This window comes from bacterium (assembly GCA_024742285.1).
Classification (GTDB): domain Bacteria; phylum Myxococcota_A; class UBA9160; order UBA9160; family UBA4427; genus UBA4427.
The window spans coordinates 544,561-567,176 of sequence record JANSYR010000001.1; the positions used below are offsets into that span (position 1 = coordinate 544,561).

The 22,616-nt window shown below is 63.7% G+C and carries 15 protein-coding genes; 10 read left to right on the plus strand and 5 right to left on the minus strand.

Annotated elements, in window-relative coordinates; genetic code table 11:
• Positions 1 to 6: 6 nt before the first annotated feature.
• Positions 7 to 1,044, minus strand: coding sequence for a phosphotransferase family protein (locus NXI30_02430; GenBank protein MCR9093051.1), 1,038 nt, complete (start codon positions 1,042 to 1,044; stop codon positions 7 to 9).
• 103 nt (positions 1,045 to 1,147) lie between these two features.
• On the opposite strand from NXI30_02430, the gene NXI30_02435 reads away from it, so the two are divergent.
• On the plus strand, positions 1,148 to 2,266 hold the full coding sequence (locus NXI30_02435; GenBank protein ID MCR9093052.1) for a hypothetical protein: 1,119 nt from the start codon (positions 1,148 to 1,150) through the stop codon (positions 2,264 to 2,266).
• Between the two features lie 109 nt (positions 2,267 to 2,375).
• Here NXI30_02435 and NXI30_02440 read toward each other — a convergent pair whose 3' ends face one another.
• Positions 2,376 to 3,236 carry an enoyl-CoA hydratase/isomerase family protein gene (locus NXI30_02440; protein MCR9093053.1) on the minus strand — a complete coding sequence of 287 codons (861 nt, stop codon included), beginning with the start codon at positions 3,234 to 3,236 and terminating at the stop codon, positions 2,376 to 2,378.
• Between the two features lie 82 nt (positions 3,237 to 3,318).
• Between NXI30_02440 and NXI30_02445 the strand changes: the two genes are divergently transcribed.
• From NXI30_02445 to NXI30_02485, 9 genes are all read left to right on the plus strand, one after another.
• Entirely contained in the window at positions 3,319 to 3,897 is a 579-nt protein-coding gene (locus NXI30_02445) for a TetR/AcrR family transcriptional regulator (GenBank protein ID MCR9093054.1), read from the plus strand.
• Between the two features lie 126 nt (positions 3,898 to 4,023).
• A complete protein-coding gene (locus NXI30_02450) occupies positions 4,024 to 4,671 on the plus strand; it encodes a TetR/AcrR family transcriptional regulator (protein MCR9093055.1) in 648 nt (215 codons plus the stop codon).
• Between the two features lie 68 nt (positions 4,672 to 4,739).
• The gene (locus NXI30_02455; GenBank protein ID MCR9093056.1) at positions 4,740 to 5,909 is read left to right on the plus strand and encodes an amidohydrolase; all 1,170 of its coding nucleotides are present in this window, start codon (positions 4,740 to 4,742) and stop codon (positions 5,907 to 5,909) included.
• Between the two features lie 12 nt (positions 5,910 to 5,921).
• Positions 5,922 to 7,799 (plus strand): DUF3556 domain-containing protein, encoded by a 1,878-nt coding sequence (locus tag NXI30_02460; protein ID MCR9093057.1) that lies wholly within the window; start codon positions 5,922 to 5,924, stop codon positions 7,797 to 7,799.
• Between the two features lie 97 nt (positions 7,800 to 7,896).
• Positions 7,897 to 10,761, plus strand: coding sequence for a hypothetical protein (locus NXI30_02465; protein ID MCR9093058.1), 2,865 nt, complete (start codon positions 7,897 to 7,899; stop codon positions 10,759 to 10,761).
• Positions 10,762 to 10,831: 70 nt separating this feature from the next.
• On the plus strand, positions 10,832 to 11,278 hold the full coding sequence (locus NXI30_02470; protein ID MCR9093059.1) for a response regulator: 447 nt from the start codon (positions 10,832 to 10,834) through the stop codon (positions 11,276 to 11,278).
• A 1,371-nt stretch (positions 11,279 to 12,649) separates the two neighbouring features.
• Positions 12,650 to 13,015: a hypothetical protein gene (locus tag NXI30_02475; protein MCR9093060.1), complete on the plus strand. Its 366-nt coding sequence runs from the start codon at positions 12,650 to 12,652 to the stop codon at positions 13,013 to 13,015.
• Between the two features lie 4 nt (positions 13,016 to 13,019).
• Positions 13,020 to 13,676, plus strand: coding sequence for a hypothetical protein (locus tag NXI30_02480; GenBank protein MCR9093061.1), 657 nt, complete (start codon positions 13,020 to 13,022; stop codon positions 13,674 to 13,676).
• Between the two features lie 15 nt (positions 13,677 to 13,691).
• Positions 13,692 to 13,901, plus strand: coding sequence for a hypothetical protein (locus NXI30_02485; protein MCR9093062.1), 210 nt, complete (start codon positions 13,692 to 13,694; stop codon positions 13,899 to 13,901).
• Positions 13,902 to 13,949: 48 nt separating this feature from the next.
• Here NXI30_02485 and NXI30_02490 read toward each other — a convergent pair whose 3' ends face one another.
• From NXI30_02490 to NXI30_02500, 3 genes are read right to left on the minus strand one after another with little or no spacing between them, the layout of a single operon-like run.
• Positions 13,950 to 18,491 carry a hypothetical protein gene (locus NXI30_02490; protein MCR9093063.1) on the minus strand — a complete coding sequence of 1,514 codons (4,542 nt, stop codon included), beginning with the start codon at positions 18,489 to 18,491 and terminating at the stop codon, positions 13,950 to 13,952.
• 23 nt (positions 18,492 to 18,514) lie between these two features.
• Positions 18,515 to 20,227, minus strand: coding sequence for a caspase family protein (locus NXI30_02495; GenBank protein MCR9093064.1), 1,713 nt, complete (start codon positions 20,225 to 20,227; stop codon positions 18,515 to 18,517).
• On the minus strand, positions 20,224 to 20,724 hold the full coding sequence (locus tag NXI30_02500) for a hypothetical protein (protein ID MCR9093065.1): 501 nt from the start codon (positions 20,722 to 20,724) through the stop codon (positions 20,224 to 20,226). Before NXI30_02500 ends, NXI30_02495 begins: the two co-directional genes overlap by 4 nt.
• Positions 20,725 to 22,616: the final 1,892 nt, after the last annotated feature.

The window sequence follows — 22,616 nt, forward strand, 5'->3', positions numbered from 1 at the left end:
CGCCCTCTACAGATCGAGCAGCCGTCGTAGGGTCCGTACCGGCAGGCTCTCGGTCAGGAGCGCATCCGGGATCTCGAAGCCCTGCGCGCGCATGCTCCGCATCACTTTCAGCTGGACGCAACCGCGCCAGAACGTCGCGAAGACCTTCGCGTAGTGGAAGTTGCGAACGGCCTCCCCGCTCGCCTCCTCGTAGGTCTCGACCAGCTCGGACTCGTCCGGCGTCCCCTCGAGTCGCTCTCCCGCGTCTTCCTGCGCGCGCGCGTCGGACACGAGCAACGAAGCCAGGTCCATCTCGGGATCGCCGACCGTCGCCATCTCCCAGTCGACGACCGCCGCGATGCGCTGCCGTGCGTTCGGGTCCGCGCTCGCCGGACTGAACATCACGTTGCCCAGCTTGGCGTCGCCCCAAACGAGTGCCGTCCGTGCATCCGTGGGTCGCTCCGCCTCGAGATACGCGAGCGCCTCGTCGTAGGCGTGGATCGGCTCGTCCGGCGTCGTCTTCAACCACCCCAGGTAGTAGTCGCGCCAATAGGCCAGCGGCGCGCCGCCCGGGTCCGCTTCGCCCGGAGCGCCACCCGGCAGCCCCGCGATGCCCAACGACGTCACCTCCGGCTCATGGAGATCGGCCAGCATCCCGACGACCGCCTTCCAGAGCGCACGGCGCCCCTCGGCGGAAGTCTCGCGGTAGAAGCCCGCGGCGTGGTAGGACGGGCGGAAGTCGATCGGCGCCTCCCCCTCGCAGCGGCGCATCACGAGGAAGGGCGCTCCCAGCACGGTCTCATCCTCTTCGAGCCAGAACACCTCGGGCACGGGGACCCGCGTCTCGCGGGCGACGCGATCCATCACGTGGAACTGCAGCGGAATGTCGTAGCTGGGGAACGGCCCCTCTTCGGTCGGCGCAGCGCGCACGACGCCGGCGAGACGGCGATCCTCGCCCGCCTCGCGCCAACGCGCCTCGAAGAGGTTCGTATCGCTCGATTTACCCGTCGCCGGCGGCGCCAGGCCGGTGACGGCGACCGGTCCCGTACCGATTCGTGCCTCCAACCACCGCTCGAGTGCGAGGGTGCGTCGGGATGTTTCGGAGCCCGGGTCGCCCATGGTCTCTTCCTCGGTAGCCAGGGTCGACGAACTAGGTTAACGCTCTGACATGCTGACCGACATGGACGACACGCTCTGGCACCAGCTCCCGACGACCTTCGATCACGTCGGCACGAGCGATCCGCGCTTCTTCGACCGCTACTGGTTCTCGGCGACGGATCCGATGGGGAACGGCACGCTGCAGTTCACGCTCGGCGCCTACCAGAACATGAACGTCATGGACGGCGGCTTCGTGGTGATCCGCGACGGCCGCCAGCACAACGTCCGCGTCTCGCGGTCGCTTCGTCCACGCTACGTGACGGAGTGCGGACCGCTGCGCGTCGAGGTCGTGGAGCCGCTGCGTCACATTCGACTCCACGTCGCGCCCGGAGATCACGACGTCCGCGGAACCCTCGACTGGCGCGCGGTCCTCCCCGCCCAGGAGGAGCGCGCCCGCTTCACGCGGGTACGCGGGCGTGTCGTCGAGGAGTCGCGACGATTCGACCAGATCGGCCGATGCGACGGCGAGCTCGAGATCGCGGGCGAGCGCATGACGATCGAGGACTGGTGGGCAACGCGCGACCATTCCTGGGGCGTCCGCGAGCGGATGGGGATCGAGGAGCCCGAGACCGGCGCCCCAGCTCCGCAGGCCGAGGGCTCGCTCTTCGCCTTCCTCTTCTTCTCGACCGCGACCCACGGCGGCCATCTCCAGATCGCCGAGTTCACGGGGCGCCCGGACTTCGCGAGCTTCGAGCTCGCGGAGATCGACTCGCCCGATCGCCATGGACCTGCGCTCGAGTCCGCGAAGCTCGACGTCGACTTCGTCGACGCGGCCCGTCCCCGCCGCTTCCACACGGCGCGCTTCTCGCTTCGGCTCGCGAACGGCGACGAACTGCAGGTCGAAGCGAAGGCGCTCGGCGCGGCGGTCGACATGCAGGGGCTCGGGTACGGCGGATACCACGACGGTCGCGGGCTCGGCGTCTGGCGCGGTGAGGACCATCTCGAGCACGACGTCTGGGACGTGAGTCGGCCGGCGGAGGTCGGACGCGGCGATGAGCTCGTCCGACCGATCCACCGCATCCAGCCAGTCCACGTCTCGCTTCGCGGCGCGGGGCTCGATGGCGAAGGGACGGGCAGCCTGACGCTGATCGCCGAGGGCGTGCTGCCGCAGCTCGGCCTCGGCGAGTAGCGCACCCTCCTTCGGGCGAGTCGCGGACGCTCCTGGGGACAAGTCGCGGACGCTCCTTGCGACGAGTCGCGGACGCTTCGACGATCGACGGCCCCGAGGCTCGACCCGCTCAGCCGGACGCAGGTGCTCCGGGATCGGCGAGGAGCCGCGCCCACTCCCGCCAGGACCCGAGCTCGCCCTCCGCCGTCTGCCCCCCTGCCGCAAGGAAGCGCTCGACACGCGCGTCGAAGTCTTCCTCCCGCGCGAGCTCGACGAACCAGCGGTTCGCCGACACGAACTCTTCGCGACGACCCTCCTCGTGGAGGTTCACGCTGGCCTTGTTCAACGCGATGCTGCGGGCCGGGTACGACGCGATTCTGCGTGCGAGCGCGTCGACGAATTCGTCGAGCTCGGCGTCGGGGACGGCGCGATTGACGTAGCCGTAGCGTTCGGCCTCTCGCGCCGTCAGCTCCGCCCCGCCGAGGCAGATCTCCATCGCCCGCGAGCGCCCGACCTTGCGCGCGAGATACTGCGCGCCTCCGCCGCCCGGGAGGATGCCGAGCACGATCTCCATCTGGGACAGGCGACCGCTCTCGCTCGCGATGAACGCCATGTCCATCGCGAGCACGAACTCCGCGCCGCCGCCGTTCGCGCGACCCGCGACCTTCGCGATACACGCCTTGGGCATCGTCCGGAATCGTTCCAGCAGCCCGGCGTAGAGCGGCATCTCGTCGCCGTCGTACTGGCCGGCGTCACGCATCGTCTGCAGGAGGCGCACGTCGGCATGCGAGAGGAAGTAGTCGGGATTCGCGCTCTCGAAGACGACGACGCGAACCGCGTCGTCACCCTCGAGCCGATCCGCCAGACGCATCAGCTCGGGCACCAGCTGGGCGTCCAGCAGGTTCATCGGACCGTGATCGAAGCGCACGCGCGCCACGCCGCACTCGACCTCCAGGGTGAGCGTCTCGAAGTCGGGGAACGGGGGATTCATGGCCTCTCCTGGATTGGGGGGGTGCACACGGGAAGCAATGTGTACAATACGAACTCACAATGTCAACTCTGGAGATCAAACGATGAGTCCTCCGCAGGGGCGCGCCGAGGCGACCCGCGCGCAGATCCTCGACGCAGCACTCGCACAGTTCTCGACCTACGGCTTCGCGCGCACGTCGATGTCCCGGATCGCGCATGCCTCGACGGTCTCACGCACCTCGCTCTACAAACACTTCAGGACCAAGGAAGACGTATTCAGCGCACTGAGCGAGCGGATCAACGGCGAGGTGCTCGCGGCCGTGCGCGCGGCTGCGTGCGAGCCCGGGCCTGCCGAAGAACGGCTGCCGGCCGTGATGGACGCCTGGGTCGGTTGGGCCTTCGAGCTGCTGCAGCGTTCGCCGCACGGCCGAGAGCTCATCGACGAGAAGAATCGCCTCTGCGCCGACACGAGTGCCGACGCGAACGCACGATTCGAATCGCTCGTGACCGCCCTTCTGGCCGACGGAATCGTCGATGAATCCTCGGCGACGCGCCTCGCACCGATCCTGATCAGCGCCGTGAAAGGCCTCGTCCTGACCGAGGACGTCGCACGCGACATGCGACCCAAGGTCCGCGAGCTCGTCGAGGTGTTCGTCCGGGGTGTTCGATCGGCGTCCGGTTGATCGCGTGCCGACTCGGATCGGCTCAGGACCACCGCCAAGTACCTGTTTTAAAAGGGAATTCGAGATCCCGTGCGCTCTGGTCGAGACGTCTTGCTCAATTTTGAAAATTGATTCAATATCTGATTCGTGTCGGACAGGACCCAAAACGAATCCGCTCCGGAGCAGGGCTACGCGAAGTCGCGGGAGACGCGTGCGCGGATCCTCGCGGCCGCGTTGGAAGAAGCCGGGGAGTCGGGCCTGCAGAAGACCTCCATGTCGCGCGTCGCGATGCGCGCGGGCGTGGCCCAGGGAAGCCTGAACTACCACTTCGGGTCCCGTGCGGAGCTCATCCGCGAGCTGATGCTGCAGCTCGTCAGTGACTACCTCCCCCACGCGCAATCGGTCGAGTCGGCGCAAGCGGCGGAGGGGGGCGACTTCTTCGCGCGCGAGCGCGCGGTTCTCCTCGCCTACGTGGCGTACGTCCGGAAGCACCCCGTGTTCGTTCGTCTGTCCGACGAGATCCGGATGCTCGAGCCCGAGATGGCGCGAGAGAGGGAGCTCGAGTCGGTCGAACGGTTCGTCACGAGGGTCCGCTCGGGGATCGACGAAGGTTCGGTGCGTCCGATGGACGAACGGGACCTGTGGCTCAAGTCGCGGTTCATGCTCGGCGTGCGTCACACGCTCGAGGAAATCGCGCTGACCGAGTCCGATCTTCACGATGCGGAGATCGTCGACGCCTACCTCGACATGCTTCGATCGGGACTCGCACCACGCGACTTCCACGCAATCCACTGAATCAGAAACCAGTTCGAACCGACGCGCATCGACATGCGCGTTCACGACACCCATGAAGGAGTAGAACAATGAGCCAGAAGTACTTCGAGAAGTACAAGGTGATCGACGTCGATACGCACATCACGGAGCCCGCCGGCGTCTGGACCGACCGCGTCGCCAGCAAGTGGGGCGAAAGGATTCCGCACGTCAAGAAGGTCGAAGGCCGCGACGTCTGGTTCATCAACGGCGAGCCCGCGGGCGCACCGGGCCCCGTCACGATGTCCGGCCACACGGGCACCTTCCCGGACGTGCCGATGGGCTACGACGACATCCCCGCCGCCTCCTACGACGCGAAGGCCCGGCTCGAGCTCATGGACGAGGAGAACATCCACGGGATGGTCCTCTACCCGAATGTCGGCGGATTCGGTTCGGGTAGCTTCCTCAAGCTCGGCGAGCCCGAGCTGATGCTCGAATGCGTGAAGGCCTACAACGACTTCCTGGTCGACTGGTCGAGCGCCGACCTGAACCGACTCCTGCCGGTGATGGCCCTCCCCTTCTGGGACGTCGAGGCCTCCGTGAAGGAGATCGAACGATCCGCCTCGAAGGGTCATCGCGCCGTGCTCTTCGGCAGCCGGCCCGAGACCTTCGGCCAGCCGGTCCTCGCCCACAAGCACTGGGATCCGATCTGGGCCGCGACCCGCGACGCCGGTCTCCCGATCAGCTTCCACATCGGCAGCGGCGATCTCAGCGAGATCGTCGACGACAAGGCCGAGATGGGCGCCAAGGCGAACTTCGCCCGCGGTGGTTCCCTGGCGCTCCTCGACAATCAGAGCTGCCTGGCGAACCTGATCTTCGGCGGCGTCTGCGCCCGCTTCCCGGACCTCGACTTCGTGTCGGTCGAGAGCGGCGTCGGATGGCTGTCCTGTGTCCTCGAGATGTTCGACTGGCAGTGGACGAACGGTGACGTCGCGAAGGAGCACCCGGAGTACGACCTGCTTCCGTCGGAGTACTTCCAGCGCCAGGTCTACGGCTCGTTCTGGTTCGAGAAGCAGGAGGTCGAGTCGGCGGTCAACAAGTTCCCGAAGAACCTGATGTGGGAAACCGACTATCCGCATCCGACGAGTCAGTACCCGAGCCCGAACAGCAGCGCGGTCCACCCGGCGGACTACGCCCAGGAAGCCCTCGCGGGAATCGACGAAGCCATCGTCCGCGACATCCTGCAGGACACGCCGGCGCGTCTCTACAACGTCGAGATCTAGCGGAGACCCTTCATGTCAACCGACCCCCTGACGACCAGCCTCGTCGACGACCTCCCGCCCTACGAGCCCGAGCGGATCGCCGCCGCCTCCTTTCCGGAGCGGATTCGGCTGATGGCCACGTCGGCGGCCCATTCGAGCCCGAACCTTCCGAGCTTGATGGCGCTCTACTGGGCGAAGTACTTCTTCGTCCTGATCGGCATCTGGGCGTTCTGGTGCAGCTTCAACGCGGGGTACCCGGGCTTCTTCCAGTTCGCGGACTGGACCTTCACGCACGAAGCGTTCAAGAAGGCGATGGTCTGGTCGATGGCCTGGGAGCTCTTCGGGTTCGGCTGCGGTTGGGGGCCGATGAACGCGCGGTACGAGAAGTGGTTCGGGGGGTACCGGCACTTCGCGCGACCGGGGACGATCAAGCTGCCGCTCTTCAAGGGCGCGCCGCTGATCGGGGGCGACACGCGCACGCTTCTCGACGTCGGCGTCTACGTGCTCACGCAGGTCCTGCTGCTGCGCGTGCTGATCGCGCCCGAGGTCACGCCCGAGCTCCTGCTGCCGTGCTTCGTGCTCGTCGCCGTGAATGGCGTCCTCGACAAGACGCTCTTCCTGGTCGCGCGCTACGAGCACTACTGGGTCGTGATGGGGGCACTCATCTTCGCGGCGCCCGATGACATGTGGATCCCCGGCGCGAAGCTGGTCTGGTCGTTCATCTGGATCTGGGCGGGCGTCTCCAAATGGAACGGCCACTTCCAGTACGTGATCATGTTCATGATGAACAACGGCCCCTTCTTCCCGAAGGCGCTCAAGAGGAACCTCTTCCGGAACTTCCCGGACGATCTCCGCCCCTCGCCGTTCGCCGAACGCATGGCCTGGTTCGGTCACATCACCGAGGTCGGCATCCCATTCGTGCTGCTGGCCGCCACCCTGTCGGGGAACCCGTGGTTCCTGCTCGCCGGATGCATCCTCTTCACGGGCTTCCACACCTTCATCGGGCTCAACAACCCGAACGGAATGCCCGTCGAGTGGAACATCCTGATGATCTACGGCGGATGGTCGCTCTTCTGGTTCAACCCTGATTCGACCGTGCTCGACATGACCGCCCTGCCCGTTCTGCTGGCGGTGATGCTCGTGTCGCTGCTCCTCGTCCCGATCATCGGCAACCTCTTCCCCGCGAAGGTCTCGTTCCTTCCGTCGATGCGGTACTACGCCGGGAACTGGGCCTACAACATCTGGCTGATCAAGAAGAACGGCGCGGTCGACAAGCTCTCGAAGCTCAAGAAGCCCTGCGGAACCGTCTACGAACAGCTCGAGAAGATGATCGAGGATCCGGTCCAGCTCGAGGTGGCGAAGGCCGCGATGCCCGTCATGCGCTTCATGCACCTCCAGGGAAAGCCGCTCTTCGAGGCGCTCCCCGTCGCCGTCGACAACATCGACGACTACGAGTGGTACGAGGGAGAGCTCCTCGGCGGAACGATCCTCGGCTGGAACTTCGGCGACGGCCATCTCAACGGAGACCAGCTGCTGGACGCCATTCAGCCCATCTGTGAGTTCGAAGAGGGCGAGGTCCGCGTCGTCTCGGTCGAGGGCCAGCCGCTTTTCGGAGATACCATGCACTGGCGCGTCTTCGATGCGGCCACCGGACAGCTCGCCGAAGGACACACGAAGATCGCCGACTACAAGGACGCGCAGCCGTGGCCCGTCGGCGACGTCGCGCGTGCGCTTTCGGGACAGGCGGCCAAGAGGCCGGGTCTTCCTGAGCGAAGCGTCCTGAGCGGAAGCTCGGGAACGGCGAAGGGCCGAGCGGAGACGACCACGAGCGAGTCTCGACTCGAGGGATCCCGGCGGGGGCTTTCGCGCCGGGATCCACGAGGCGTGCGAGACGGCAGAATCAGCGGGTAGGGAACGCTCGCAGGGTCCATAATCGAAGGGCCACGCGGACGGATCGGCGACCGTCGTTTCGGTGCACCGCGGCCGGCGCAGAGAATCGGACGCCCGCATGCCCAACCCCCTCGCCCTCGATCCTCGCCCCCGCCTCGGCGCGCCTCCGCTCGGTCGCCGGTGGATCCGCATCGCCCTCGTTCTCCTGGGCGTCGCCGGATGCGGTCTCCGCGCGCTGCCCGCGATCGCCCAGTGCGCGACCGCGCCGAATCCGATCGTCTGCGAGAACGCGCTCTCGGGATCGACGAGCTGGCAGATCGACGGTCCGATCTCGAGCGACGCGAACGAAGAGATCCAGGGCTACGCATCGGCCACCAGCGTCGACACCGGCGACGTGATCGATTTCCACGTCACCGTCGACGGCGGCGCGAGCTGGCGAATCGAGATCTACCGAATGGGCTGGTACGGAGGCGCGGGCGGGCGGCTGATGCATACCGCCGCGGGTCTCACCGGCGTCGACCAGGGCGGCTGCACCGACGGCGCCGACGTCAACGACTCCTATTTCTGCACCTGGCCGATCGCCCCTGGTGGATACTCGCTCACGATTCCGACGACCTGGACGACGGGCCTCTATCTGGCCAAGCTGGAGAACAGCGCCACCGGCCATCAGGCCTACGTCCCCTTCGCCGTGCGCGAAGACGACCGCGACGCCGTCTACTACTACGAGCAGGCGGTCATGACCTATCAGTCGTACAACCGCTATCCGGTGAACGACGTGTCGTTCTACTCCGGGGGCGACGCTACGAACCCCTGGGAGAAGACCCTCTCCTTCGCGCGTCCCTACAGCAGCCGTCTCTTCCCGCGCAACAACCAGAGCCCGTTCGGCCAGGTGGGCGACGGAAGCGGCGGCTTCTTCACCTGGGACTTTCCGATGATCCAGTTCCTCGAGAAGGAGGGGTACGACGTGTCCTACGCGACCAACGTCGACCTCCATCTCGACCCGACGCGGGTCCTCGACTTCCGGGCGATGATCTCCGTCGGACACGACGAGTACTGGACGCAGGCGATGGCCGACGCGGCGTCGGCGGCTCGCGACGCCGGCGTCGACCTGGCGTTCTTCGCAGGGAACCACGTCTTCGGCACGGTCGCCTACGACGAAGCGAGCCGCACGATGACGGGGCTCACGAAAGCGGGCGGCTCACCAGGAAGCTCGGGCTACACGACGTCCGATCCCGACAAGACCAAGCGACAGGCCCTCCTCGGCCAGGCGAATACCGGCTGCTGCGTCCGCATGCCGATCACCTACTACAACCTCCCGTGGATCGTCGACGCCGACACCCATTGGGTGTTCGAAGGAACGGGCTTCCAGAACGGGGACGACGTCCCCGCGCTGCTCGGCTACGAGCCGGATGCCTACGATCCGAACTTCGTCGGCGCCTGCAGCCAGGACTTCACGCTGCTGTCGAGCTCGCCCTTCACGCCGGCGGCCGCGGGCGGCGGAAGCGACACCGCCTATCTCAACTCGTGGCCGCTCGATGCCGCGCACAGCACGATCTATCGCGCCCCTCGTTCCGCCTGGGTCTTCTCCGCCGGGACCACGGACTGGCCCTGGGCGCTCGAGACACCCTTCGCGGCGGGTCGCCCCGAGTACGATGCGAGCCGCGGCGACGGCGAGCCGACGAGTCAGGGATTCGCGCTGACGGGCGCGACGGGGGTGGACGGTGTCCGCGTGATCGACGGCGGCGAGCCCGCCTGGCAGGTCGACGTAGACGACACGCAGACTTCCCTTTGGCGTGTCACGCCGGTGGCCGAGGGAAGCCAGGCCCAGGGCAACGTCGCCGGAACGACGACTCGCGCCGAGGTCCGCGTCCTGTCCGGGAACTGGACGACCTTCTACCACGCGACGGACGGCCGCCGTTTCCTCGTGAAGTTCCGGATCGACCCGAGCGGCGGCTCGAACACGCTGTTCGTCGATCTACGTGCGAACGACTCTACGCAGCAGATCGACCTCCAGCTGGCGATGGGCACGGCGGCGACGGCGTGGCACACGCACGAGATCCGCTACGACCCCGTCCTCGATCAGGCGACCTACTTCTTCGATGGCTCGCCGGTCGGCCTTCCCTGGACGGGCGAGAGCACGAGCAACGAGGGTCTCTACTTCGGCCAGGGGTCGACGGCGGCCGAGGGAGCCGCGCGCTTCCGGAACGTCGCCCACGCGCCGACGGCACCGATCGAGCCGGACGATCGGATTCAGGAGATGACCCGGAACGTGCTCGATGAGATGGCGGATCCCGTCGATCCCGCCGAGCCGCATTTCTACGACGCGGATTTCTGCGAAGAGAGCACCCCGCGACGAATGGGCTGGACCGACAGTCCCTCCCTCGACGGCTTCGGGCAGCTCGTCGACGACGGCGGACAACCGGCCTGGGAAGCGAACGGAAACGACGGCCGCGCGACCTGGGACTGGCTGCCGAGCATCGCCACCGAGGCACTCGCGGCCACGAACTACTGGCGAATCGAGAGCGTCGTCCGGGTCCTCGAGGGCGGCTTCGTGACCGACTACTACGCCGACGGAAGCCGCCGATTTCTCCCGATCCTCCAGCTCGACACGAACGGCGATCTCGCCGTCCAGCTCGAGGGCGGCGGGTATCACGTGCTCGCGACGGGCTCCGCGGCCACGGACTATCACAGGCACGAAGTCGTCTTCAATCCCGCGAGTCAGCGGGCCGTCTACGTGTTCGACGGAACGCCGATCGAGATCTGGGCGGGCGCGGCGACCAGTCAGCGACAGATCACCTTCGGCCAGGGCTCGTCGTTCGCGCCGGGCCGCGCCCGATATCGGTCGATGCGGTTCGAGCCGGTGCCGGAGCCGAGGGTGGGAATGACGGTCGTCGTGGGGGCCGTGGCCCTGGCGATGCTCGGACGGGTGCATCGCGCGCGTCGATTCACCAGGAATCTTGACGCTCTCTCCACGCAGCTTTGACGTGAGCGGCCGATACTTCGCAGGGACGGGCCAGACGATCGGCGCCCGGCCCGAGAAGGAGAGCCCCTCTATGGTTCGATTCCGCGCGCACGCTTCGAAGCACCCCGATGGTCCGCGACGCCTGCTCGTCGTCGACGACGACGACGAGCTGACGGAGATCATCATCCGAGCGGTACGCCTCGCTGCGCCGGATCTGCAGACCGACCGCGCACACAGTGCGCAGGAGGGACGAGAGCTCGTTCGACGACATCGATACGACGTCGTCCTGATCGACCAGTATCTCGACGGCGGCGAGCTCGGTGTGGACCTCGTCAAGCCGGCGAAGCGCGCGCAACCGCAGGCCACGGTCGCCATGATGTCCTCGATCGGCGTCGACGGCCTGCTCGAGATCACGCGTCGTCACGGCTCGATTCCGCTGATCGCGAAGCCCTTCTCGGCCGCCGTGCTCCACAACTTCATGCACGAAGCCCTCGACCTGCCGGGGCTTCGCGTGGCGCACGTTGCGCCGTTGCGGTGACGGACGCGTAGCGACGGCGGGGGGCGCGGCGCGAGGGCGGGCATGGACTGGGAGATCTTGCACGTGATGGGCCTGGGCCATCTCGGTGCCGACTCGCTCGAGCACCCGGCGCGCGTGCGCAAGGAGCGGACCGATCTTCTGATCGAACGGCTTCCCCTCGATCCCGACGACGTGGACTTCGATCTCCGTGCCGGCACCGGCGATCTCAGCCTGCCGATCGCGAAGCGCATTCCGAAGGGGGGGGGGGGGCGTGCTGGCCGTCGATCTAAATCCCGAACTGCGCATCGACCAATCGATGCTTCATATTCCAGGCCTCGAAGGCTCCAATAAGGGAGCTGGAGCGTCTGCTCTCGCTGGGGAGTGTCCCGAAGGCGGGCTGACGGACCACGTCGCATCCAGCAGGTCGACTTCATCGGCAAGGTATGCGGCGCGTCTAACGCGAGTCTGATGGCTCACGGCATGGGTCGAAGCGTGCTCACGGATCGCCGATCCCGATAGCAGACGCCGCACGAGAGATCGTCTCGATTTCCAATCCGATACGTTGAATCATCTCGTCGAGAACCAGGTCATTCGCATTCGGATGGCCTAGCATTTCACGACTAGCGTGACGGGACTGCTAGTCGATGGGCGAAGGCAAGTTGTGCTCCAAGAAGCCTGCGCCGAAAGAGCCACTCCAGACCAAACACCGATCCCCAGGGGTCATCGAATCGCGGTGGCGATCGGCGACCAGCCGAGAAGACTACGTACGGACTTACTCGCGCTAATCCTGCTCCCAGCGCTGGGAATGGGGTGTGCGTTCCCTCTTGGCACCTCTCCCGAAGGACATCAACGCGAGTTGCTTCTCGGCGGATATACGGCTTCGAACGAGGACGCGGCGAAACATCGTCGAGCCCTGTTTGGGTTCGATCTCCAGTGGAACGCGGAATCGAGAACCGCACTGTTCGGCTTCACAGACGAGGTAGCCTGTCTGCTCGATTTCGGATCTACTAGAAAAGAGGCAACCGGGTTCGAGGTCCCCTTCGGCATCGCGTGGCGCGATTCGGGCGGGACACTGCACCGATTGGGCGCATTCGTCAGCCGGATCCGCCAGGCAAGTGCCGAGAATCCCGCGTTTCGCTACCGCCTGAGTCTTGGAGTTGGCGCAACCATCGAGACATCTACCCGTGCAGCGACTCTCGGAGTATCACGGACCACGATCCTGGCCGTCCCGAGCATGACCGACGGTCTCTACGAACTGACGTTCTCGAGCCGGGGCTCTGTAGCGACTCCGTGCTTGCTCCGAATCAAACGAGCTTCGTAGACCTCTCTTCAAACCGGCCCCAGGAACGCTATGCGGGCCAACCGGAAGACCGATCAAACAGAGGAACGATCATGAATGGAAGACATGTTCTCACCACAGCCTGTGCGACTGCGCTGTTCTCAGCCAGCGGCTGTAGCGTCAGCTCAGATTCGCTGATCTTTACAACCTATACCAAGGTGGGCTTGGACGTGTCCGCAACGGATGGCACACCGACCGAGGCTGTCTTTGGCTACAAGCGATTCGAAGGAGCAATCGTCCCCGTAGACGAGACGAGTGACGAACCTGCCACGCATTCTGTGTTCGCAGGACTCTGTATCGAGAACAGCTGGCTGGGAGGGCTGGATATCCATCAAGTGTTCGCCACTGGAGCCGCTGCTGAGACGGCTGCGAACCGGGACCAGACTGCACTCTCCACCGTTCTCGAGTGCACGGAGTAGGCTGATGTCAAATTCGGAACTCCGGAGACTAGAATCCAGCGAGACCCGCCGCGGCCCCAGTCGCTCATTCAGCGTACTGATCATTTCTGCCCTGACGGCGCTTGTCGGCTGTTCGGCAGATGGAATCGTCTTCGCAACGTGGACACGAACTGGCATTGAAATCAGCCCGGCCGAGGGAGGCCAACAGTCGGTTGCCATCGGCTATGAGCGGGCGGAAGGCATAACTATGCCTACCCGACGAACGGACGACGAGGGGAACAGCGGCCCTGTCATGGACGAGGCGTATCCCACACTCTCGGTCTTCCAGATGGACTCAGGCTCCGTATTGCTTGCTGGACTCGGCACCACGAGGGTTCATTCTGTCTTCGCGGTAGGAAAGGCTGCGAACCTCGCAGCACAATCCGGCGCGGTCTTCAATGCGGCTGGATACGAGATTGTGGATGACTGCGAACCACTCGCGGAGAGCCGAAACCCGACCCGGAAACTGGTCGCGGCGCTTCGCGGCGAGTCAACGCGCGAAGCCGCGATGGCTGCCATCAAGGATAATCTTCTCGGCGCCGACGCAGTGCAGGACAGCGGCAGCGCAAGGAATGCGATCGCTCTAGAGCGCTGCACACCAGAGGGTGTGGATCGTCTTGACGCGGCCGCCGCAGCTCTTTAGCCGAGAGAAACTGATATGGCCACCAACACCAAAGACCAGATTCTCGACTGGCTTGGCGAAGGGTACAAGCTGCGAGTCACCAACGTCGAAGCATCGAAATGGTCGAAGAAGCAGTGGCGGACCGAGTACCTTTGCCGGAAGGCTGCCGCCTGGTACTACTTCGTCTACGACGAGCCAGCGCCGAATGGAAAGCGACGAATCGTCTTCGCGTATGAGGAAACCTAGAGACGAAACACGTGATCGACGGTCGTCCCACGGCACTTCGGTGACGACCTAGAGTCGACCCAGTTCGGCCGTTCTAGTCCTCTCGCGTTCGAGATCACCAAGAAAGCGGCGCGCGGCAAAGTATTCGGGCGAGGAAAGAGCGTTGGTCGAAACCGCTTTCCTGAAGTAGATCATCCTATCCCGACCATCGGGGGAGAGAAGCCCCTGGTAGAACCACATCTGGCATCGGATATCCGATGTCGAGAGGTTCTCCACCTGCCCAAGCGAAAATGACTCTTCGGCGGCAGCGATTGCAGCGGCAGCAGCACTCTCGAGCTCGCGGCCGACCGCTTCGGAGTCGCCGGGATCGGCCGCCGCCGCCTGCTCGAGGGCCCTTGCCCAAATCGTCGCTGGCAGGCCTTCGCCAGAGTCCGAGTGCCGATTCCCGACGCCCCAGCGTCGACGACCGGGGAGATAGTCCGCGGAGCTGCGAGTCCCCCCGCCTGCTCGCGACGACGCGAGAATCAGCCTCGCCTCCTGGTCTCGGCGAAGCGGCATTACCTCGTCGTAGTTGACCAGCAACTCTCCATCGCGATTCGCCGAGAGAGGGGATGCTGCCGAGAGGAACAATGCCATGAATTCCGACGATTGATCGGTAGGCAGCCGATCAGTGGAGCTCGATCGCGAAATCTGAGCACCTTCAGAGAATCGGATGGCATCGCGGAGGATGTGGAGTCCTGGATCCAGCCTTTCCGGCGCAGCGTCTCGAGCATATCGATCCAGCTCCGCGAGAGCATCCGAGGGGGCGCTCGCCAGCAGGAGCGACTCCACATGCGAACGGATGAGCCACGCCGGCGCGACGCCGTCCCACTCGTCGATCAGGGTTCGGTAGAGATCTGCAGCCTTCGCCGCCTCGTCAGTGTAGCCAGCTTCGGCCAACACCTTGTGCGCTTCAGCGCGAAGAGGGCGCTGATCCCGAAGGCGAGGCACGCCGCCATTCTCTCTCGCCGTCGTTGAACCCAAGAGACCCAGCGCAGCTTTGGCCATCTGCGTTTCGCGAGTGCGGATCAGCAAGTCTGCCACGCGAGACTCGATGTCTTCGCCCGTACCCCTGACGATCTTCGACATCTCTCGCAGGCAGTATGAACGCCGATCGGCTGGACACTCTTCGATTGCGTCAGTGATTCGCCGGACTCCGCGGTCTGCCTCCTGACTCTCGAGAGCGAAGAGCCTGAGGAAGAGGTCTCGCGTAATACGCCCGCTTCCTTCGTCGGGGTTCGAGGAATCGGCGACCAGCGACCAGACCGCGAGATGGAAGACATGATCGGGATCCGAGACTCTCAAGAATGACTTGGCCACTTCCCTAAACGTCTCTTGCCCCATGTCCAAAGCAGTCGGATTCTGTCTACGTAGAATCGCCAACAGGCAAATCTCTTCGGGCTCGTAAGGCTGAACGCCCTTCGACTCAGTCTCCTCTCGACGAGCTGGCGGACTGTGGAGAAGGCTCCAGCGAATGTACGACTCCCGGAGGTTTGCTCGATCCCGCCAGCTCCGCCGCTCGTCCCGGAATATGGCCGTCGCAGGCCGAAGGTAGGCCTGACACTGGATGCCGAGCTGCGCTCTCACGAAGAGTGGTCGCTGACCAGAGAAGCTCCTCGCGAATTCCGAGTACGCGGTCGCCGAATCGGCCGCGACAGCTTCGGAAAAGACTTCGCTCGCCTCCTCGAATCTCCACCATCCAAGATGATCTATACCCTTGGCGACCTTCTTGCGGGCGATCGAGGAATCGTCCTCCGCGCGCTCGTCTTCAGAGAGACTCGCTGAGATCACACCCTCGACGCAATCAACGGCTCGACGAAGAAAGGTCTGTGTCCCCGTCATATCCTGCCGAATGTATGCGTCGCAGAATGTGAGCGCGGGGATCACTTCAACGAGATCATGCGCTTCGCGGCCTTCTGTCTGCAGCCATCGCTTTTGAAGCTCAGAGTGTAGGTGATACAGGAACGCGAGAGAAAACCGTTCTTCCATCCAACTTCGCGTCTCCTCCGTTGACTGCGCGAGGAACCCGTCCGCGAACGAATCGATCGGAAGAATCGGACCTTCTACGAGGAATTCCGCAAGCGACTTCTCCAACAAAGAGCGAAGTCGCGCCGGAGGCGCGTCCGGAAACTGGAGTAATCGGCCGGGACGCATCCTGAACGAAACGGTGCCTCCACCGGCGATATCCTGCTGAGGATTGACCGAGTACGAAAAACCGACCTGGCCGGTGAGGCGAAAGAACGCCGCCTCGAGCGCTTCGCCGACGTGACCCGCGGACGACTCGTCAAGGTGTGAGACCAGCCCAGCTCGAGGCGCCTCGATGTTGATCCTGACCGGTTCGAATGAACTCTGTTCGATGGCCGGCGTCACCCCAAAGACGCGAAGAAGATCCTCGGCTTCGGTCTCGGATCGACTCGGAGGCTTCGAGCCAAGCGACGGCGGATGGGCTACTCGGTCGCCAACCGCTTCTGCAAGAATCGCATGTAGGTCAACGTCCAATCGGGGGAAGAGACTCTGGGGAATACAGGCCGGCGAAACGAGTCCGGACGCTCGCGACGCATGGCGCTTCACCAGAGCCTGCTGAAGAGTCAGGGGGTCCTGGATCCACCGACGAACTGCGCGTTCGAGGTGTGGGTCGATAACGCCCGCCTCGTCAAGAAGCCGGTCGACCGCGAGCGGCGTGAGCGCCATCTCGGGCGCTCGACAGATCTGATCCAGCAGAGCCTCCACGACCAGCGCCTCTTGAGAGTCAAGGCTGCCTGTCGCGGCGGCAACGGGAACAGCCCACGGAGGGAGCGTCGTCTTGTCGAACACCTGGGCATGACCGAGCTCCGCCAGTCGCTCCGATAGCGCTAGCGCGGCTGCGTCGTTGGAAGCGCGGAGTCTTGCGGCCCCCCACCGAATCCCAGCCGGAAGCTGAAAGCGCGTCTCCCCTGAATTCGAGAAGGACGGGCCTTCACCCGGCCCGAAAGAGACGATGGCAACGTCGCTGGACAGAGTGTGCCATTGAACCTGAAGGTCCTCCGGGAGAGGCACGCCCAGGGAACGCTCCAGATCGCCAGACTGCTTCCGCCATTCCCGTACCAACCGATCTTCAGAGAGTCTGCGATAGGGATTCAGAGAAAGCGTCAGCTGAGATGGACGCCGCGCCAACGGCTCATTGGCTTGTACGCCATGAGTCAGCCAGAGATCGGCCGGAACCCGACCCGCACGCTTTTCGAGATCACGCAGCAGCCTTTCGGCGTGATCGCCGCCTTTGGAAGCGAGGACCCAGCTGATCGCTTCGTCCACCTTCGATCTCGTATCGATCTGATCCGCATTGATGTCTTCTAGAACCTCGAGACGACGGGCAACATTCTGGGCATAGTCTGCACGCTGGGAGGCCCAATATGCTATTGCGACGCTCAGCAAGACCAGACCAGAAGCCGCGAGAACAGACAACGTAGGCCTGAGGATCCTCACCGCTCTCGCCCTTCGGCTGATCCAGGCTTCGAGCATCTTTCCGAGTGCGTCGTGTTGAAGCTCGTAGTACGTGTGGTGCCGAGTACGCCTGCGGCGAACTACGAAGTTCGATTCAAGAGAACTCAGAATTCTCTCAAGTCGTCGACGTGATACTTTCGCGTGTTTCCGCAGTCGCTCCTTCTCGAACGTCATCTTCAAACCGTCAGGTGGTGCAAGGCATTCCAGCACCATTGCGGCTTGGAGACGGTCGATTATAGAGAGGCTGCCTGTTGCGCTCCTGATGAACTTGTTGCAGATCCCATCTCGTCCGCCCAGCCGTTCGTAGGCATCGAGCGTTAGCCGCATAGCCTTCGACTCAAGGGCGTCATCCCATAGGACCTTACCGATCACCTGCAGCGTAGTAAGCTCGATACTCGCCCTATTCGAGCGTGAACGATCGATTTTCTCCAGATCAGATCTGATCCGCTTCACGAGGTCTGGATCGATGCTTCTCCCGAAGTGCTCGATGGGCTCGATCAGTGCACGCTCAGCGGCGTCACCATCCAGCGCCTGAAGTCGCATCGTGGATTGAAGGATCGAGAGAATCGTCGTCTTGAACGGATCCAGCGCCGCCAGGTACTCCTCTCGCAGGGACAAGAGAATTCGCACGTCGCTTTCACAAGCAAGAATGGCCGCCAGCTCCGCTCGAAAAGTATCGACTTCAGCCGGCTCGCGTAGAAGCAGGAACTCGAGCTGATCGAGGATGAGCACGACGCTTCGACCGGGACGCGCACCATCTATCGTCGAAGCGAGATCTGCGTCCTCAGCTACGACACCAGGTGCGCCTTCGAGAGACTTCCTCAGGCTCCGCCTGAGTGGCGCCATCCAGTCGTCCGTGGCCCACGAGTCGTGATAGACGACGTAGGCACCCGACTCTCTCAGTTCTGGAACAACCAAGGCCCGGAGGACGGATGTCTTTCCTACACCCGAAGGCGCGTAGAGCACGCTGATTCGCGCGGAGTAGATTTTGTTCGAGATCCTGGTCGCGTCATCGTCTCGGCCTGTGAAGATCGCTCGCTGACCTTCATGGTACGGACGGATGCCTACGAACGGGTGCTCATCGGGAGTCATGATCGCTTCTGCGCGACCGGTTCTCACGCCGCGCCATCCGACTCTTCGAGAACCTCGCGCGCGAACTTCTCAGGGTCCAGCCGCACAAGCGTCGCCGGCAGACGCTCCCACCACAGCTCCTCGAGTGAACTGGTAGGCTCCCGAACAGCGTAGAGCCGCTTGAACGAATCGCGAAACGCGTTCAGGATCAATCTGTACTGCCAGATATCGAGTGCGTACCCGACGAAGACGACAGTGTTTTCCGAAATTCTTCGAAGGAACTGAGACGGAACTTTCGAGTGCTGGTTCTCCATCTTCGAAAGCAGTGAGATGTAGTCGGTTTCTGTCGCAACTACCGTGTCAACGTCGCTGGCAGGCACGTTCGCCGCAATCGTTTCCTTCGACCGTCTCGGAAGGAGCCGAGCAATCTTTGGTGCGCCGAGCACCTTGTAGATGACCGTTTCGTCCTCGAGGTTCAGGAGCAGATCGTCAGCGAGCGTAAAACTCGCACTCGTCTTCCATCCCTCGGAACCGGGACTGCGATCGACTCTGATCAACTGCCCCTCGTTCGAGGCATCGATCGCATTGATCACGTGGGCGACGATGGTGTACGGGCGCTCGGCCCTCTCGAACTCCTGCTCGAGCACCCAGTCCGAGCTCGCAGAGACGACGAGTCCTGCCGTCATCTCTCTCGCTATCGCGCGATGCATCGCGGTCGCGGCGCTCTCTGCGGAGACCGCGCCGAGCGCAGATTCAAGATATCCAAGGAAAACTGCACGACTCTCGGATACCTGAAACACCTGCTCACAGTTCGTTGCGAGCGAATCCCCGGGCTCGTCGCTGATTCCCGCGAGTTCGAGAATCGATCTCGCGAGCTCGAACGAGCCCAACTTCCCCGTACCGAACAAGCCCGGTCCGATGAACGGGATCACCTCATTGACGCTGAATAGATTCCGAAGGGCGCGTAGCCGAGCGAGCTCCGGCCGCGGAGCAGGACTGCCGGCACCCTTCGGAAGCGAGGCCTTGGCGATGAAGATGGGCCCCGACTTCGCGTAGCCCGCGCCGCCCGGAACCTGTTCGCCGGTGTCTTCCCGGACGTTCCTCTCCAGGTAGTCGCGCAGTTCGTCTACATCGACATAGCCGTCCCTGTTCTGATCAGCCTCACCGGACTCCAATCCCCGCACAAGCCACTTCGCGAACGGACTGAGCCCGACATCGGTCTCCGCGATCGATCTCTGGTACGCCTTTGATGACCAGATCACATACTTCCCGCGACCCGAACCCAGCGCTGAACGCCAACCCGATTCCGCATCTGCGGCGCCTTTGAACTCTCGGGCGAAGGCGCCAGCGAAGCAGCAGTCGAGCATCAAGACGATCTGGCTGATCGAGGTGTTGTCAATTTTCGCCTTGAGGTCGGATGCCGCGAACGAAGTGTCAGCGACATGGTCCGAGGACGTATCACTCGACGCAAGAAAGAGCTGATCCCCGTCGCTGATCATCCCGTGACCCGAGATGAAGATGACGAGGAGCCGGGCCTCCGGACGCTTCAGTGCATTGGTGACGGCGATCCGCATCTCTCTGAGATCCGGATCGACAACGTCGTCGACAGTGAAGCCGCAAGCTTCACTCTCGAGAACAGACTTGAGCGCGGCAACGTCCCGAGCCGGCGTTCTCAGATCGGCGATAGAAGCATCCGAGTACTCGCCGACGCCGAGAAGAAGCGCGTGGCAGCCGGTGAGGTCACCATCGCTGCTCACGGCGCGGATCCGGACTCGTCGCCGTTCTGGGATGCCTTCGCAGCCTCGACAAAGGATGCAATTAGATCCTTGACGGCTTCATCGTCGATTCGTTCGGAATCCAGCTCGATCGAGTGCGCCCCTACCCTGATGTTGACTCGGGTGCGCTCGCGCTCGCCCCATGTGGAAAGCAGGCCGCTAAGCGAGTTGAGTACCTCCTGCAGGACACCGCTCGAAGCCAGGGAAAAGGCCATCGTCCCGAGCGCCGCAATCTCGGTCGCGAAAGTGCCTATATCCTTGAACCGGGGATCCATCGCGCTGGAAGAATCTGCGCTGGACCGACTCTCCACCGCCACCGCTTCCGTGGAGTCCGAAAGCCAATCATGGATGCGATTCCGCTGGCCCCGCACCTTTTCCTCGGTCCAGTCATCTTCGTGCAAAGGCAGGAGAGAAATCTCACATTCAAGAGCCATGGTTAACAGGCCCTCCCCCAAGCAGGTCCGTACGGCGTCGGACATGCACAACTCGCCCCGTACGGGAGGGGATTCATTAGCGCACACGAACCGATGCTCGTACAGCAGTAGTAGGCGGGTCGATACTGCATGGGAGCGTCGGTCGACGGTCGCGGCGTCTGAACCGGGCGACACATCCCATGACTCGCTGGACTCGAAGGCCAGTGGTCACTCGACGCTTCGATGGCAGCCTTCGCCGAGACTCCGCGCGCTTCAACGGCGACTCCGACCGCGAGCGATGCCAACACGAGCACCACTGACAAGAGGGGCCGAGATCGCATCTACTTCTTTCCCCCCGATACTCTTCTTTGATTCGCATTCTGCGGAACACACATTTCGTTGCGGACGAACGCTCCTCGCCGCTGCCTGCCGCCATCGCAGATCAAACGCTCATATACCTTGTAGCGCTGCCGGCTCGGGCAACTGGAGTCCGCGGAGGGCACCGTTGTCTCCCCGGATCGAACACATCCAGACTGCGCGAGGGCGCGATTGCTCGTTGCCACTCCTAGGGAGACCGCCGCGGCAGCCATGAGAATGAAGATCAATACCCGTGTTTCCGGTTTTCCCATCTTGACCTTCCCGTTGATCTAGCTTCCCCGTATCAAGGAGAGATCAGCGTACCCACCCACTTCGATACCTAACATATTTGATTCCCCGGTTGGTCGCATCCGATTCACCAAGCAGAAATCAAGGCGTCCCTCAGGGAAACTCAAGAGAGCGAGTCTATCGGCTTATCATGAGGTCCCGCGCCATGAGACGGAGACGCGTCGGTTCCGGCTCGAGCGGCCTACACTCGCCAGCGTGGATCCACATACGCCTGGTCCACGCGCCCTACCTAACGGTCGATTGTGTATATCTGGATACAGAAATGAGGAAGTCCTTCGGGTCGGTGAATCGGATTTCCTAGACCCCGGCCGACTCGCTGTGCCGCGCCCGAATGGTCGACCGCTGCGCGAGACGTCCGGCGGCGGGTCTACTCGAGCAAGCTACGGGCTCTCAGCGCCGGAGAAGATCGGGGGACCCTGTGGGGCTACGCGGGGGCCGGCGCGGGCACGTCGAAGACCAGACCTATTGACTCGACTGTCCGCGGGTGATGGTGTGGCCTCTGACGGTGGTAGTCCCCTAAGCCGAACCGATCGGCCTCTCAGGGGGTGGACGGAGTCGCAGGGATACCGGTCTCAGCTGGACGCAGCTGGCCACTCCGAACCGAGCCGACTCCCAGCAGGACTTGGAGAGAACCGAACTTCCGATTCGGTTCGGCCAAGACTTGCGGGTTCAGGACGCGAACTTTCATCCCGAAGATTCGGCCGGCGATCTCCAAGCCAATCCGAACCGCCGATTCGGCCCCAGAGACAAACGAGGGAATTCGCCCGAATCGCCCCTCGCTGAGCCGTCTCCGGTTCGGAGCCCGACGGCCCGATCCGCCAAGACCCCGCGAGTTCGCGGGCTATTTCGGCGCGCTCGCGAACTCCTACTGAGAGTTCGCATTCCGCCAGCCTGGGTGGCGAGGCGCCTGCGGCGCAGTGGCGGTGGGGGAAGTCTGGGGCGAACTCGTCTCTGCCGTCGATTCCCTGTTTCGTCGGGAGAATACAGGGAACATTGCCAAACTCGCGCATCGTCCGGACTGTTGCTTTCAGGATTTCGTTGATGATCCGGATAGTTGCGGACGAGTTCCCTAGGTATCGGAACAGGGAACTATCTCCAGCGAACAGGGACGATCTCGGGAACACCAGGGAAGGGAGAGCCCCAGTCCTCAGGCGCTACGACGGATTCTCATACTCTCGGCTCTCCGCCGTCGGCTCGCGATCGAGCCAGCGGAGCGCATGGATCGACGACCCTCTGGACGAGGCCTGCAGCGTCGTTTCGAATCCCCGGTATTGCCGACTGAAGCCCGCGAT